Origin of the sequence: Micromonospora sp. NPDC047812, assembly GCF_040704175.1 — a bacterium.
In the GTDB taxonomy this organism is placed as follows: domain Bacteria; phylum Actinomycetota; class Actinomycetes; order Mycobacteriales; family Micromonosporaceae; genus Micromonospora.
In genome coordinates this window covers 18,395-33,024 of record NZ_JBEYRY010000006.1, presented here as the reverse complement: position 1 = coordinate 33,024, position 14,630 = coordinate 18,395, and the positions used below count along the sequence as shown (strand labels likewise).

Sequence of the window (14,630 nt, the reverse complement as noted above, 5' to 3'; positions counted from 1 at the left end):
GTCACCTCCCGGGTTGCGTGCCGCTACGGCGCCTCGACGCGGGTGAGCAACTCGGCGAGGTGCACGGCCCGCACGGCCGAGCGGCGCCGGCGCAGGCCCGTGCGCAGCTGCCGCAGGCAGCCCGGGTTGACCGCCACCACCAGGTCCACCCCGGCGGCCTCGATCTCGTCGAGCTTCGCGTCCAGGATCCGCCGCGACTCCTTCGGCCGCAGCAGCGAGTACGTGCCGGCCGCCCCGCAGCAGGTGGCCGCCGAGGGCAGCTCCACGTAGTCGGCGACCTGGCTCAGCAGCGCCCGGGGCTGCGCGAAGACGCCGAGGCCGTTGCGCAGGTGGCAGGAGTCCTGGAGGGCGACCCGGGCGCGCCGCCCGCCCACCCGCAGCTCGGCCCCGGCGGGCCGGTCGGCGAGCCAGGTGGACAGCTCGCGCACCCGGTCCCGGCCGAGCACGGAGGCGAGGTGCGCGGCGCAGCCGCCGGAGGTGGTGACGATGGTGCCGGGCAGGTCCTCGCCGAGCCGCTCGGCCAGCCGCTCGCCGCCGGCCAGGTCGCCGTTGTGCGCGTGCAGCGCGCCGCAGCAGCCCTGGGCGGTGGGCACGCTCAGCTCGGGGGCGAGCGCGTGCGCCCCCCGGCTGACCGCCGGAAAGAGCCCCCGCTCGACGCAGCCCAGCATGAGCTGCGCGCCCGGCCCGCCGGGGGCGGCGGACCCGGGGGCGGCCACCGGAGCGGGTGCCGCGGCCGGGGCCGGCCCGGCCTGGCGTGGGGTGACGGCCCGGCCACGGGCGGCACGACGGACGAGGCCGGACAGCCGCAGCAGCCACCGCTGCTCGACCAGCAGCATCAGCGCCCGGGCCACCAGCGGTCGCCGCCAGCCCCGCCACTGGTGCACCCGCCACTGCTCCAGCAGGCTGCCGTACTCCACCCCGGCCGGGCAGACCGGTTCGCAGGCCCGGCAGCCCAGGCAGAACGAGGACTGCTCGGCGAGGGTGCCGTCGTCGGGGGGCAGGGTGCCGTCCTGCAACGCCCGCATCAACGTGATCCGCCCGCGCGGCGAGGACGCCTCGTCGCCGGTCATCGCGTACGTGGGGCAGGCCGGCAGGCAGAACCCGCAGGAGATGCAGCGGGACAGCTGCTCCGGGTCGAACACGTCGCCGGTCATGATCCCAGCTTTCCGGGGTTGAGGACGCCCGCCGGGTCGAAGGCGCCCTTGATCCGGCGCAGCAGGGCGAGCTGGTCCTCGCCGAGGCGGGCGGCGAGGAACGGCAGCTTCGCCGCCCCCACCCCGTGCTCGCCGGTGATCGTGCCGCCGAGGTCGATCGCGGCGGCGAAGATGTCGGCGAAGGCCGCCTCGGCCCGGCGTACCGCCTCGTGGTCCTCGGCCGAGTCGAGCACGCAGGTGGGGTGCAGGTTGCCGTCACCGGCGTGGCCGAAGGTGGCGATGGCGACGTCGTGCCGGGCGGCGACGGCGTCGATCCGGTCGACCATCTCGGCGATGCGTGGCCGGGGCACGGTCGCGTCCTCCAGGATGGTCACCCCGCCCCGGCGGGACAGCGCCGGCAGCGCGCAGCGCCGGGCGGCCAGCAGCGCCTCGGCCTGGGCGACCTCGCGGGCCGTGGTGACCTCCACCGCGCCGGCCTCGACGCAGGCCGCGCCGATCCGGTCCAGGTGGGCGGCGACCAGGTCCGGCGGGCCGTCGTCGCCGAAGAGCAGCAGGGCACCGGCGTCGGCGCGCAGCCCCAGGTGGGCGAAGTCCTCCACGGCCCCGATGCAGGCCCGGTCGAGGAACTCGAGCGTCGCCGGCACCACGCCGGCCCGGATCACCCGGGCGACGGCCTCCCCCGCGTCGGCCAGCGTCGGGAAGTACGCGACGCCGGTGTTCGTCGACGCCGGGGCGGGCAGCAGCGCCACGGTCGCCTCGGTGATCACGGCGAGGGTGCCCTCGGAGCCGGTGAGCAGCCGGGTCAGGTCGTAGCCGGCGACGTCCTTCCACAGCCGCCCGCCGGTGCGGATCACCTCGCCCGTGGGCAGCACCGCCTCCAGGCCCAGCACGTAGTTGCGGGTCACGCCGTACTTCAGGCCGCGCAGGCCGCCCGCGCAGGTGGCGATGGTGCCGCCGACCGTCGCGACGGTCCGGCTGCCGGGGTCGGGCGCCCAGAGCAGGCCCCGGGCGGCGGCCGCGTCGGCCAGGGCGGCGCTGGTCACGCCCGGCTGCGTCCGGGCGAGCAGCTCGTCCGCGCTGACCTCCAGGATGGCGTCGAGTCGGGTCAGCACCAGCACGATCCCGCCGCGCAGCGGCACGGTCGCGGCACAGAGGTTGGAGCCCGCGCCGCGGGGCACCACGGGCACCCGGTGCCGGGTGGCCAGCGCCAGCACGGCGGCGACCTCGGCGGTGTCGGCCGGGAAGACCACCGCGTCCGGCCGGTGCGAGAACAGCGGCGTCGCGTCCCGGGCGTACGCCACGAGATCGCCGGCCGCGTCGTGCACGTGCGACGGGCCGACGATGCCGCGCAGTTCGGCGAGGACGGTCGCGGACAGCGCCATGTCCACCCTTCCCGGCGCCGGTCGCGCCTGTAGCTTTTTGCCGGTCCATGACCAACTGCCTGGCGACAGTTTTCACCGATCATAGAGAGCCGGGCAGCTCGGGTGAAGACGGCGGCCCGTCCTGCCGTCAGCGCGGCGGCAGGTGCTCGCGCAGCGCGGCGAACTCGGCCACCGTGAGGAAGGACGGATTGGCCCCCTGCGGCTGCCGCAACACCTCCGCGCCGGCCAGCCGCGCGTCGCCCCGGAAGCACTCACGGGGCACCCGGTGCGCCTCGTCGAGGACCGTCAGGTCCAACGGCACCGTCCAGGCCGCGCCCGGCTCACCCGGCACCGCGGCGGCGGCCACCAGCCCCACGCCCCAGACGCCGTACGCGAGCCGCCCGCGGCTGCCACTGGCCCAGAGGACCACCGGCTGACCGGCGCGCATCAGCCGGGCCCGGTAGCCGGGGCGTACGCACCAGCCCGTCACCCGCGGATCGCGGGCGAAGCGGCCGGCCAGGTCGACCCGGTCCGCGTTGCCCTTGATCAGCCACGCGCCGAGGTCGTCGAGGTGCACCCGTCGGTCGGTCACCCCCTCATCCTCGCCCGGATCCCGGCCGGCCGCCCGACCGGCCGGGACCCGCCGTCAGGCCACGTGGCGCAGGTAGCCCGCGACCGACGCGTCCAGGACCTCCCGGCCCGGCCGGGCCCACACCTCGGCCGAGAAGACCTCCACCTCGACCGGCCCGGTGTAGCCGGCCTCGTCCACGGCCTCCCGCAGCCGGCGCAGCTCGATGCAGCCGTCCCCGGGCAGGGCCCGGCCGAGCAGCACCCCCTCGGGCAGCGGGGTGACCCAGTCGCACACCTGGAAGGCGGCGATCCGCGCCCCTGCCCGGGCGATCTGCGCGTACACCGTGTCGTCCCACCACACGTGGTAGGTGTCGACGACGACCCCGACCACGCCCGGGTCGAACCGTTCGGCGATGTCGAGCGCCTGGCCGAGCGTGGACACCACGCAGCGGTCGGCGCAGAACATCGGGTGCAGCGGCTCGATCGCCAGCGTCACCCCCGCCGCGGCGGCGTGCGGGGCCAGCTCGGCGATCGCGTCGGCCACCCGGTGGCGGGCGCCGTCGACGTCCCGGCTGCCCGCCGGCAGACCGCCGGAGACCAGCACGAGGACCGAGGTGCCGAGGGTGGCGGCCTCCTCGATGGCCCGCAGGTTCTCCTCCCGCCAGCCGTCGGCGGTGAAGAAGCCGCCCCGGCAGAGGGACGTCACCTCGAGGCCGGCGTCGCGGACCAGCTTCGCGGCGCGGGCCAACCCGTGTTCGGCGACCGGCTCCCGCCACAACCCGATCCCCGGCACGCCGGCGGCGACGCAACCGGCGACCACCTCGGGCAGCGGCCAGTGCTGCGACGTGGCCTGGTTGAACGAGAACCGCCGCAGAGCGTCCGCGCCAGCTCTGCTCACCGGGCGACCCCCGACCGCGGGACTCGCAGGCCCGGCGCTCACTGGGGCACCCCCGCGACGGTGAACAGCGCCCGGGCGCGGGCGGCGGCCAGGTCCGCGTCGGGCAGCAGCCCGGCGGCGTCGGCGAGGGTGAGCAGGGTCGCCAGGTGCGCCGGCGAGCGGCCGGTCTGCGCGCCGCCGACCATCGTGAAGTGGTCCTGGTGCCCGGCCAGCCAGGCCAGGAAGACGATGCCCGTCTTGTAGTGCCAGGTGGGGGCCGCGAAGATGTGCCGGGCCAGGGGCACGGTCGGTGCGAAGATCGCGTCGTACGCCTCAAGCTCCCCCCGGTCCAGCGCGGCGAGCGCCGCGGCGGCGGCCGGCGCGATCGCGGCGAACACCCCGAGCAGCGCGTCGGAGTGGCCGCCCGCGTCGCCCCGGATCAGCTCCGGGTAGTGGAAGTCGTCGCCCGTGTAGAGGCGCACCCCGGCGGGCAGCCGGCGGCGCAGCGCCACCTCGCGGTCGGCGTCCAGCAGGGAGACCTTGATCCCGTCCACCCTTGTGTCGTGGGCCTTGATCAGCCCGATCACGGCGTCGGCGGCCTCGTCGAGGTCGGTCGACCCCCAGTAGCCCGCGAGCGCCGGGTCGAACATCGGGCCGAGCCAGTGCAGCACCACTGGCTCGTCGGCGGCGCTCAGCAGTTCGTCGTACACCCGCAGGTAGTCCTCCGGGCTGCGGGCGGCGGCGGCCAGGTGGCGGCTGCACATCAGCACCGGGCGGGCCCCGGCGGCCCGCACGTCGTCGAGCTGCTCGCGGAAGGCGCGGGTGACCTCGGCCAGGGTCGCCGGGCCGGGCGGGAGCTGGTCCGTGCCGACGCCGGCGACGATCCGTCCGCCCACGGCGCGGGCCTCGGCGGCGCTGCGCCGGATCAGCTCGCGGGTGGCCGGGTAGTCCAGGCCCATGCCGCGCTGCGCGGTGTCCATCGCCTCGGCCACCCCGAAGCCGTACGACCACAGGTGGTGCCGGAACGCCAGGGTGCGGTCCCAGTCCAGCACGGCCGGGGCGCCGGGGACGTTCTCGGCCGTCGGATCGGCCACCACGTGCGCGGCGGCGTACGCGATCCGGCTGGTCGGCGGACCGGCGGGGCGCGGGAAGCCGGCGCCCCCGGTCAGCCGGTACCGCCGACCACCGGGCAGCACCACCTCATCGGTCGCGCTCACAGCTCCCCCTCCGTTCGCGACTGCGGGGCTCGCAACCCCGGCTCACTCCTCGCGCTCACAGCTCCAGCTCCGGGATGTCCAGGCGGGCGCCCTCGCGCGCCGACCGCAGGCCCAGCTCGGCGAGCTGCACGCCGCGCGCGCCGGCCAGGAAGTCCCACGGGAACGGCTCGTTGGCGACGACGTGCCGCAGGAACGCCTCCCACTGCACCTTGAAGCCGTTGTCGAACTCCTCGTTGTCCGGCACCTCCGTCCACTGCGACCGGAAGGGCTCGGTGACCGGCAGGTCGGGGTTCCACACCGGCTTCGGGGTGACCGCCCGGTGCTGCACCCGGCAGCTGCGCAGCCCGGCCACGGCGCTGCCCTCGGTGCCGTCGACCTGGAACTCGACCAGTTCGTCGCGGTGCACCCGGACGCACCACGAGGAGTTGAGCTGCGCGACCACGCCTCCGTCGAGCTCGAAGATGCCGTACGCGGCGTCGTCGGCCGTCGCCGGGTACGTGCGGCCCGCCTCGTCGACCCGCTGCGGCACGTGCGTGGCGGTCAGGCAGGAGACCGTACGCACCCGGCCGAAGAGTTCCTCCAGCACGTACTGCCAGTGCGGGAACATGTCCACGACGATGCCGCCGCCGTCCTCGCTGCGGTAGTTCCAGGACGGGCGCTGGGCCGGCTGCCAGTCGCCCTCGAACACCCAGTAGCCGAACTCCCCGCGCACCGACAGGATCCGGCCGAAGAAGCCGCCGTCGATGAGCCGCTTGAGCTTGCGCAGCCCGGGCAGGAAGAGCTTGTCCTGCACCACCCCGGTACGCACGCCGGCGGCGCGCGCCGCCCGGGCCAGGTCGAGGGCGCCCTCGGTGTCCTCGGCCAGCGGCTTCTCGGTGTAGATGTGCTTGCCGGCGTCCAGCGCCCGGCGGATCGCCTTCTCCCGCTGCTGGGTGACCTGGGCGTCGAAGTAGATCTCGACGTCGTCGCGGGCCAGCGCGGCGCTGAGGTCGGTGGTCCAGTCGGTCAGCCCGTGCCGCTCGGCGATCTCGCGGAGCTTGGTCTCGCTGCGCCCGACCAGGACGGGCTCGGGCCAGATCGACGTGCCGTCGGCCAGGGGCACGCCGCCCTGCTCGCGGATGGCGAGCAGGGAGCGCACCAGGTGCTGCCGGTAGCCCATCCGGCCGGTGACGCCGTTGACGATGATGCCTATCGACCTGCGGGTCATGGTGTTCCTTCCCTCCGCGGGCGCCTCCGACCGGGACGGCGGCGGGCGGCGACCTGTTCCACGCCTGCGCCGCCGCCGGGAGGCCCCCGGCGGCGGATCTCAGGCAAGCGCTTTCCTGGGCAGCGTAGGTAACGCCTCCCTCCTCAGGCAAGGGGCTGTCCGCCCCGTCACGCGGCCGGCGTCGCCCGCCGGGCCACGCGGGCGGGCGCCGGAACGGGGAAGCGCTCTCGCTGCGGTACGGTGACGGATGGCCGGCACCGGGGCGCGGCCGTCGAGAAGCGACCGAGGGGGCGGCAGTGGCGACCCTGTCCGACGTGGCCCGGCGGGCGGGGGTCTCGCCCGCGACCGCCTCCCGGGTGATCAACGGCAGCAGCAAGCCCGTCACCGAGGAACTCCGCGAGCGCGTGCTCCGCGCCGTTGCCGAACTGCAGTACGTGCCGAACGCGCACGCCCAGCTGCTGGCCCGCTCGCACCGCGTGGCGGTGGGCGTCATCGTGCACGACGTCTCCGACCCCTACTTCGCCGAGATCACCCGGGGCCTGCAACGGGTCGCCACTGACCAGGGCCGGCTGCTGATGATCTGCAACAGCTACCGCGACCCGGACCGCGAGCTGGAGTACGTCGAGCTGCTGCGCGGTCAGCAGGTCGCCGCGATCATCCTGGCCGGCTCGGGCTACCACGACGCCACTTTCACCCGCCTGCTCAACGAGAAGCTCGCCGCGTACGAGGCGACCGGCGGACGGGTCGCGGTCATCGGCCGGCACGAGCACTCCGGCGACGCGGTGATGCCGGACAACCGCGCCGGCGGCCGGTTGATCGGCGCGGAACTGTACGAGCTGGGGCACCGCGCGATCGGGGTGGTGGCCGGGCCGGCGGTGCTCACCACCACCACCGACCGGCTCACCGGGCTCCGGGAGTCCCTCGCCGCGCACGGGCTGAGCCTGCCCGAGCACCGCGTGCGGCACGCCGAGTTCGACCGCGACGGCGGCGTCGCCGCCACCGCCGCGCTGCTCGACGCCGACCCCGAACTGACCGCCGTCGTGGCGCTCAACGACTCGATGGCGATCGGCGCGCTGGCGCTGCTGCGTTCCCGGTCGGTGGCGGTGCCCCGGCAGATGTCGGTCATCGGCTTCGACGACATGCCGATCGCCCGGGACGTCACCCCGGCGCTGACCACCGTCCGGCTGCCCCTGGTCGAGATGGGGGCCCGCGCGATGTCGCTGGCGCTCGACCCGGGGGCCGCGGCACCCCGCGTCGAGGTGCTGCCCGCCGAGGTGGTGCGCCGGGACAGCACCGGGCCGGCCCCCGAGGTCACCCCGGCCCGCCCCCGGGACGTCAGATGATGAAGTGGGTCCAGTAGGCGAGCCAGGTCACGAAGAGCGCGCCCTGGAGCAGGGCCAGGGCGGCGGTCAGCCAGGCGTCGGCGCCCGCGTGCCGGGCCCAGCGGGCCAGCACGAGAGCGACCGGGAAGACGGCCAGCAGATAGCGCAGCAGGCTCTTGTACACCGGCGGGCCCATCGACAGCGGCACCAGGACCATGAGCAGCCCGTACACGAGATAGGGCAGCCCGAGCCGGCGGGCACCCGCGAGCAGGACCGCCAGCACCAGCACGGCGATCCACACCCGCAGGGCGTCGCGGGACGGGGTGTCGGTCAGGCCGTGCCACAGCACCGCCAGCGGGTTCTGCACCCGGATGCCCCAGCCCGTCTCCTGGGCGTGCTTGTAGGCGAACCAGTCGCCGCTCTGCCACCGGCAGAACGCCATGAAGGCCAGCCAGCCGGCGGGCACCAGCGCCAGCGGCCAGCCGACGCGGACGTACGCCCACCACGCGCGCGGGCCCAGCCGGTAGCCGTGCTGCCGCAGCAGCACCAGGGCCAGCGGGAGCACGACGAGGAACCCGACCGAGCGGCTCATCGCCAGGAAGAAGCCGACGACGCCCACGAGCAGCCAGCGCCGCCGCTCCGCGTGGTGGAAGGCGGCGAGCGCCAGGCAGAGGAACAGCGACTCGGTCAGCGCCGCCTGGAACAGGAACCCGGCCGGCAGCAGCACGAGGTAGCGGACGAACCGGCGGGCGGCGGCGTCGTCGCCGAGCAGCCGCTCCCCCAGCCGGTGGGCGTAGAAGAGCATCAGCAGGAACGCGACGTTGGCGACGAGCAGCAACGCCAGCGCGGTGTCCCCGCCCAGCAGCGGGGCCAGCGGACGGGCCAGGAACGGATAGAGCAGAGGAAAGCCGAAGTCGCGCCACGGCTCGTCGAGCGGAAGCTGCGCCAGGCGGTCGTAGAGGAAGGAGTCCCAGGCGAACCAGAGCGCGACCGCGCGGTGCCCGGAGACCGCCCGCTGCTGCTCGCGCATCGTCGTCTCGTCCGGCGGCGGGGCCCAGGGCACGTCGTCGAACGCGCTCAGCGCGAGCACCCCGAGGGCGCTGAGCACGATCTTCGTACCGAAGAAGACGGCGAGGACGAACAGCCACGGCGTCGGTATCCGCCCGGCGGCCCGCGACGCCCCTCGCCGCAGGTCGTGCCCGCGCCCGGCCAGCCGGGCGGGCAGGGCGCGCCACCGCCGGTCCGAGACGGCCCGCCCACTGTCCATCACGTGTCTCCCGATCCGGCCGCCCGAACGGTGCCACATCCCCGTTCCCGGGCCGTTGACACGTCCGCGCGACCCCGGGCCGCCGCCGTGGCCGCTCCGGCACCGGGGCTGCGGAACCGGGCGCCGGGCGCGTCGGGGGCCCTCCCGGGCGGCCCGTCCCGTCGGGGCGTCCCTGGAGCGGACGGGAATCCGGGGTGAGTTCGGGCCGGTGCCGGGTAAGCGGGCCGCCTCCGGGAGGCGGAAGCAGGGGGCGACGGGCATGGGCGAAGAGCGCGGCACGGTGGTCATCGGCGCGGGGCCGGCGGGACTGACCACGGCGTACGAGTTGCTCCGGCGGGACAGCCCGGTCCGGGTGTTCGAAGCCGACGAGGTGGTGGGCGGCATCAGCCGCACCGTCGAGCGGGACGGGTGGCGCTTCGACATCGGCGGGCACCGGTTCTTCACGAAGGTGGCCCGGGTCGAGGAGTTCTGGCACGAGATCCTGCCCGACGAGGACTTCCTGCTGCGGCCCCGGATGAGCCGCATCTACTACCGGGGCGCCCTGTTCGACTACCCGTTGAGCGCGACGAACGCCCTGCGCAACCTCGGCGTGCGGGAGGCCGTGCTGTGCATGGGCTCGTACGCGCGGGCCCGGCTGCGCCCGCCGAAGGACCAGTCGCACTTCGAGGGCTGGGTCTCGGCCCGGTTCGGCTGGCGGCTCTACTCGATGTTCTTCAAGACGTACACCGAGAAGGTCTGGGGCATGCCGGCCGACCGGTTGCAGGCCGACTGGGCCGCGCAGCGGATCAAGAACCTGTCGTTGGCCAAGGCGGTCCGCAACGCGGTGCTGCCCAGACGCAACCGCAAGGACGTGACCAGCCTGATCGAGGAGTTCCAGTACCCGAAGCTCGGCCCGGGAATGATGTGGGAACGCTGCGCCGAGGAGGTGCGCCGGCGCGGGGGCCGGGTGGAGACCGGCACCTGGGTGACCGCCGTGCACCGGGACCCGGAGCGCCGCCGGGCCGTCGCCGTGACCGTCAACGGGGCCGGCGGACAGCGTAGCGAGCCGGCGGAGCACGTCGTCTCCTCGATGCCGATCTCCGAGCTGGTCGCCGCGCTGCGCCCGGCGGCCCCGCCGGAGGTGCTGGCCGCCGCGGCCGACCTGCGGTACCGGGACTTCCTGACCGTCGCGCTGGTGGTGCCGGAGGAGTTCTCGTTCCCGGACAACTGGATCTACGTGCACGACCCGGCGGTGAAGGTGGGCCGGATCCAGAACTTCGGCTCCTGGTCGCCGCACCTGGTCAAGGACGGCCGCACCTGCCTCGGCCTGGAGTACTTCGTGTTCGAGGACGACGAGACCTGGCGTACGCCGGACGCCGAGCTGATCGCCGCCGCGACTGCCGAACTGGAGCGGCTCGGCCTGGTCCGGCCGGGGGTGGTGGAGGCCGGGTACGTGGTGCGGATGCCGAAGGCGTACCCGGTCTACGACGAGCGCTACCAGCACAACGTCGACGTGATCCGGGACTGGCTGGCGCGCGAGGTGCCCAACGTGCACCCGGTGGGCCGCAACGGCATGCACCGCTACAACAACCAGGACCACTCGATGCTGACGGCGATGCTCACCGCCGAGAACATCGCCTGCGGCACCCGGCACGACGTGTGGTCGGTCAACGTGGAGCAGGACTACCACGAGGAGTCGAGCCACGACGGGGACGGACACCGGGGCACCGGCCGGGACGCGCCCGTCGTACCGGCCCGGCCCGCCGGCCCGGTCGGCACGACGCTCGACGGCGCCGCCCGGCCCGAACGACCGGCCCAGGTACGCCTCGGCTGAGCAGCCGGCGCGTGCCGGTGGCCCGAGCCGGGGCCTTCGAAGCCCGGCGGCGGACCGGCCCGGACTCAGCGCGCTTCGAGGACGAAGAAGATGAAGCAGATGAACGACGTGCGGCCCACGAGATGCGGAGGCAGAATCTCGCGCGGAGTCTCGGGAGACATGGGGGGTTCGCTGACGACCGACACGCGGAAGCCCGCGTCGGCGAACGCATCCGTCATCGCGTGCAACGGCCGGTGCCAGTAGGTCAGCTCCGTGCTGTGCCCGTCGAACGTGTAGTCCTCCGACCACCGGGCGAGGGCGAAGTAGTCGGCGTCCGGGTGCACTGCCGTGTAGACCATCGGGTGGTTCACGGACAGGATGAGGCGCCCCCCTGGTCTCAGGACTCGTCGCAGCTCGGCCAGGGGCGCAGTCCAGTCCTTCAGGTAGTGCAGGACCAGGGACACGACGACGTCGTCGAACGCACCGTCGGCGAAGGGCAGCGGCTCACTGAGGTCGGCGACCAGCAGCGTGGCGTCCTCGCCCAGTCGCCGTTCGGCCAGCTCGACCATCGCGGGGCTGGCGTCGAAGCCGGTCACGATGGCCCCTCGCTCGCGAAGCGCCGCGGACAGGGGACCTGAACCGCAGCCGGCGTCGAGGATCCGTCGGCCGTTCACGTCCCCGGCGAGTCCGATCATCGCGGGCCGCTCGTAGTGGCCGTTGATCAGGTTGGCTTCGTTGTCGACGGAGTAGCGCTCGGCGAAACTGTCGTAGTGATCGGCCTTCACCAGGTTCGGCTCCCAACCAGACGCTCCGGGGCGAACGCACGATCCTGCCATGAGGGCGGAGACACCAGTTGCCCCTGCCGCGCGGGATCAATCGGCTGGGCTCGCTCGTGTCAACGCCCCGGCTGATCCGACAGGGCCGATCCGAGTCGGCGAGCTGGTCGCGGCGGCGGGTGAGAGATCGAGGTCCAGGATCGGCACGAGGGGTGGGACGAGGTCACGGTCGTTTCGAAACCGTTCGCGTTACCCGGCAGTTGTGATGGCGCGAACGGGCACGGTCCGGGATAGCCTTGCCGCATATGGCTACCTATCGCAGCGCCTCAGTGCTCCTCTCCTCCGACGGCACCCGGACCCCCGGCACCGCCGCGCTCTTCGCCGAGCCCGCCCGCAGGGGTGGGATCCCCCCGTGGGCGGGCGACTTCCGACCCGCCAACAGCGCCGGCAACGGCCCCAAGAACGCGGTCGGGAAGACCTTCACGTTGGAATTGCCCGACGGCAGCACCGGCAAGGTCGTGGTCCAGGGCCTCAAGAGCGGGAAGGGAGGCGTCGTGCTGGCGTTGATGGGCGAGGACGCACCCCCCTTCTGATCGGGAACTGATCGCCCACTGCCGTCACCGGCTGGAGACGGCCGGTACGCGCGGTGCGCCGCAGCGGCGGTGGCGGCCCGGGTCCCGGGCTGCCGGACGCTCACGGATCGGACCCTGGCCGGCGGCCCGCCGACCAGGGTCACCGGTCAGCGGCGGCCGGCGGCCAGGGCGACGAGATACTGTCCGCCGCCTGCGTCGACGCTCGCGGTCACCGGCAGTCCGGGCACCAGCCGGGAGAACCGGTCGACCAGCCAGTCCGCCGCCGCCCGGGCGTCCTTCTCGCTCGGGCAGCGGGCGACCAGCTCGCGGCCACCCTTGCGTTCGAGTCGCTCGGCGACGGTGATCAGTGGCGCGGGCTCCACCACGTGCAGGTGCTCCGGCCAGGCGATGACCACCCTTACCGCGCCCTTGCGGGTGTTGCAGGCACGGTGCGCGAGTCGCTCGGCGACCTTGGCCTTCTTGTCGGCGGTGCGGCTGTCGACGCTGGGACCACGCGGGTCGTTCACCGACATGCCGGCGTCGACCGGCTCGTCGCACACCCAGCATCGCCAACCGTCACGCCTCGCGACGTCATCGAGGGAACTCATCCGAGCAAACTAGCCCGTGCCAGCCGAACCACCCGCACTCGGCCCGGGCCACCCGCCGATGTCCGGCACTGCTCCCGGGCGACGGTCTGGAATGCTTCTCCCATGCCCTCCTACCCACCCACCTTCGCCGACCAGGTCGTCACCCAGCCAGCCCGCGCCCAGTTCGAGGCGTTCCTCGACGAGCACCGTCGCGCCCTCAACGGCTGCCTGGACGGGCTGACAGAGGAACAGGCGCGCCGGTCGTTGGTGGCCTCCCGGACCACGCTGCTGGGCCTTGTGAAGCACGTGACCTTCGTCGAGAAGGTCTGGTTCGACGAAGCCGTCACGTGCCGGTCGCGCGCTGAGATCGGCATCCCCGCGACGCCGGACGAGTCGTTCGTCCTCGATGACGACGACACGATCGCCACCGTCCAGCGCGCACACCGCGAAGCCTGCGAGGCATCACGCCGTGCGACGGCGTCCCTGGGTCTGGACGACATCCTGCACGGCAACCGGCGGGGCCCCCTTCCGCTGCGGTGGGTGTATCTCCACATGCTGCGCGAGCTCGCCCAGCACTGTGGGCACGCGGACATTCTCCGAGAGCAACTCGTCGACGGGTAGCGCGCGGACGCCCGCTCGTGCCGCGGAGCACGCGTCGCCGGCGTGCCGCCCTGGCGCTCCACGTCGCCTGGTCCCGACGCGGCAGCTCAAGGATCATCCGGCGGCGCTCCGACGAGGGTGCGCCGATGTCCGGCAGCCTACGGCCGGGTGGGCGGAGGCAACTTCCCCAGCGTGCGCGCCGCGGTCGAGGACACCGCGGCCAGTTCGGGCTGCGCGGGCAGAAACACCGTGGGGACGCCCAACGACTGGTTCATCGCGGCGAGCCGGTACTCGGCCTGGAGGTCGGTGGTGTTACGCACGCCGCGGACGATGACTCCCACGTCGTGGCGACGGCAGTAGGCGGAGGTCAACCCGCTCCAGGCCGCGACGGTGACGGAGGTCCACCCGACCGGCAGCATGGCCCGGACAGCGGCCGCTCGCGCCTCCTCGTCGGCGCTCGGCTGCTTGGTGCTGTTGACCGCGACGAGCACGACCACTTCGTCGAAGAGGTCGCGTGCCCGGCTCACCACGTTCAGGTGCCCGGGAGTGAAGGGGTCGAAGCTGCCGGGGTAGACGGCTCGCACGCGTACGCGACCGGGGGTGCGTGCTGTCGAAGTGCTCATGGCCCGACTGTAGGTATCGGCTGCCGGATCCGCGGGCCCCCGGGGGTGGGCAGTGTGTCACAGCGCCGTGGACACGTCCGGCACCCGCCTGGCCGGGGGCCGGCGGACCCCGCCACCTCGACCGAGCCCGCGACGGCGCGCCGGTGCCGTGGCCGGTAAACGCCTTGCCGCCGCCCCGGGCCGCCCATAGCATCCGCCGGATGCGGATCCGCGAGTTCCACGAGTCCGACTGGGCCCGGGTGTGGCCGATCGTCCAGGAGGTGGTCCGGGCGCAGGAGACCTTCCCCTACGACCCGGAGCTGACCGCCGACCAGGCGTACGACATGTGGGTGGAGGCCGCGCCCGGCCGGACGGTGGTCGCGGTCGACGGCGACGCGGTGCTGGGCACCGCGAAGATGGGCACCAACCGCCCCGGGCCGGGCTCGCACGTCGCCACCGCGAGCTTCATGGTGGCCCGCCCGGCGCGCGGGCGGGGCGTGGGCACCGCGCTGTGCCGGCACGCCGTCGACTGGGCCCGGGAGCGGGGGTACGCCGGGATGCAGTTCAACGCCGTGGTGGCGAGCAACGCCACCGCCGTGGAGCTGTACCGGCGGGAGGGGTTCGCCGTGGTGGGCACGGTGCCCGGCGCGTTCCGCCATCCCACCGTCGGCCGGGTGGGCCTGCACGTCATGTACCGGGAGTTCTGACCGGCACGACGGACGCCGC

15 protein-coding genes are annotated in these 14,630 nt (G+C 74.1%); 5 read left to right on the top strand and 10 right to left on the bottom strand.

Features of this window, described 5'->3' with window-relative positions:
* Positions 1 to 23: 23 nt before the first annotated feature.
* From AB0883_RS22100 to AB0883_RS22075, 6 genes are all read right to left on the bottom strand, one after another.
* Entirely contained in the window at positions 24 to 1,154 is a 1,131-nt protein-coding gene (locus AB0883_RS22100) for a (Fe-S)-binding protein (protein WP_366643059.1), read from the bottom strand.
* On the bottom strand, positions 1,151 to 2,536 hold the full coding sequence (locus AB0883_RS22095; protein WP_366643058.1) for an FAD-linked oxidase C-terminal domain-containing protein: 1,386 nt from the start codon (positions 2,534 to 2,536) through the stop codon (positions 1,151 to 1,153). Before AB0883_RS22095 ends, AB0883_RS22100 begins: the two co-directional genes overlap by 4 nt.
* 127 nt (positions 2,537 to 2,663) lie before the next feature.
* On the bottom strand, positions 2,664 to 3,107 hold the full coding sequence (locus tag AB0883_RS22090) for a hypothetical protein (protein ID WP_366643057.1): 444 nt from the start codon (positions 3,105 to 3,107) through the stop codon (positions 2,664 to 2,666).
* 54 nt (positions 3,108 to 3,161) lie between these two features.
* The gene (locus tag AB0883_RS22085; protein WP_366643056.1) at positions 3,162 to 3,983 is read right to left on the bottom strand and encodes a sugar phosphate isomerase/epimerase; all 822 of its coding nucleotides are present in this window, start codon (positions 3,981 to 3,983) and stop codon (positions 3,162 to 3,164) included.
* A 38-nt stretch (positions 3,984 to 4,021) separates the two neighbouring features.
* Positions 4,022 to 5,179 carry a dihydrodipicolinate synthase family protein gene (locus tag AB0883_RS22080; RefSeq protein WP_366643055.1) on the bottom strand — a complete coding sequence of 386 codons (1,158 nt, stop codon included), beginning with the start codon at positions 5,177 to 5,179 and terminating at the stop codon, positions 4,022 to 4,024.
* A gap of 55 nt (positions 5,180 to 5,234) precedes the next feature.
* Positions 5,235 to 6,386 carry a Gfo/Idh/MocA family oxidoreductase gene (locus AB0883_RS22075; RefSeq protein ID WP_121398816.1) on the bottom strand — a complete coding sequence of 384 codons (1,152 nt, stop codon included), beginning with the start codon at positions 6,384 to 6,386 and terminating at the stop codon, positions 5,235 to 5,237.
* Between the two features lie 296 nt (positions 6,387 to 6,682).
* On the opposite strand from AB0883_RS22075, the gene AB0883_RS22070 reads away from it, so the two are divergent.
* On the top strand, positions 6,683 to 7,729 hold the full coding sequence (locus AB0883_RS22070) for a LacI family DNA-binding transcriptional regulator (protein ID WP_366643054.1): 1,047 nt from the start codon (positions 6,683 to 6,685) through the stop codon (positions 7,727 to 7,729).
* Here the strand turns inward: AB0883_RS22070 and AB0883_RS22065 are convergent.
* Positions 7,722 to 8,975 (bottom strand): hypothetical protein, encoded by a 1,254-nt coding sequence (locus AB0883_RS22065; protein WP_366643053.1) that lies wholly within the window; start codon positions 8,973 to 8,975, stop codon positions 7,722 to 7,724. The genes AB0883_RS22070 and AB0883_RS22065 overlap by 8 nt on opposite strands.
* A gap of 259 nt (positions 8,976 to 9,234) precedes the next feature.
* Here AB0883_RS22065 and AB0883_RS22060 point away from each other — a divergent pair, with 259 nt between their 5' ends.
* On the top strand, positions 9,235 to 10,788 hold the full coding sequence (locus tag AB0883_RS22060) for an NAD(P)/FAD-dependent oxidoreductase (protein ID WP_366643052.1): 1,554 nt from the start codon (positions 9,235 to 9,237) through the stop codon (positions 10,786 to 10,788).
* Positions 10,789 to 10,853: 65 nt separating this feature from the next.
* On the opposite strand, the gene AB0883_RS22055 is transcribed toward AB0883_RS22060, so the two are convergent.
* Positions 10,854 to 11,552 (bottom strand): class I SAM-dependent methyltransferase, encoded by a 699-nt coding sequence (locus AB0883_RS22055; protein WP_366643051.1) that lies wholly within the window; start codon positions 11,550 to 11,552, stop codon positions 10,854 to 10,856.
* Between the two features lie 296 nt (positions 11,553 to 11,848).
* On the opposite strand from AB0883_RS22055, the gene AB0883_RS22050 reads away from it, so the two are divergent.
* A complete protein-coding gene (locus AB0883_RS22050) occupies positions 11,849 to 12,136 on the top strand; it encodes a hypothetical protein (protein WP_334523733.1) in 288 nt (95 codons plus the stop codon).
* A gap of 146 nt (positions 12,137 to 12,282) precedes the next feature.
* Here AB0883_RS22050 and AB0883_RS22045 read toward each other — a convergent pair whose 3' ends face one another.
* Positions 12,283 to 12,723, bottom strand: coding sequence for a hypothetical protein (locus tag AB0883_RS22045; protein WP_366643050.1), 441 nt, complete (start codon positions 12,721 to 12,723; stop codon positions 12,283 to 12,285).
* Between the two features lie 102 nt (positions 12,724 to 12,825).
* Between AB0883_RS22045 and AB0883_RS22040 the strand changes: the two genes are divergently transcribed.
* Entirely contained in the window at positions 12,826 to 13,323 is a 498-nt protein-coding gene (locus AB0883_RS22040; protein WP_366643049.1) for a DinB family protein, read from the top strand.
* 137 nt (positions 13,324 to 13,460) lie between these two features.
* On the opposite strand, the gene coaD is transcribed toward AB0883_RS22040, so the two are convergent.
* Positions 13,461 to 13,925 carry a pantetheine-phosphate adenylyltransferase gene (coaD, locus tag AB0883_RS22035; protein WP_366643048.1) on the bottom strand — a complete coding sequence of 155 codons (465 nt, stop codon included), beginning with the start codon at positions 13,923 to 13,925 and terminating at the stop codon, positions 13,461 to 13,463.
* 200 nt (positions 13,926 to 14,125) lie between these two features.
* Between coaD and AB0883_RS22030 the strand changes: the two genes are divergently transcribed.
* On the top strand, positions 14,126 to 14,611 hold the full coding sequence (locus AB0883_RS22030; RefSeq protein WP_366643047.1) for a GNAT family N-acetyltransferase: 486 nt from the start codon (positions 14,126 to 14,128) through the stop codon (positions 14,609 to 14,611).
* Positions 14,612 to 14,630 lie beyond the last annotated feature (19 nt).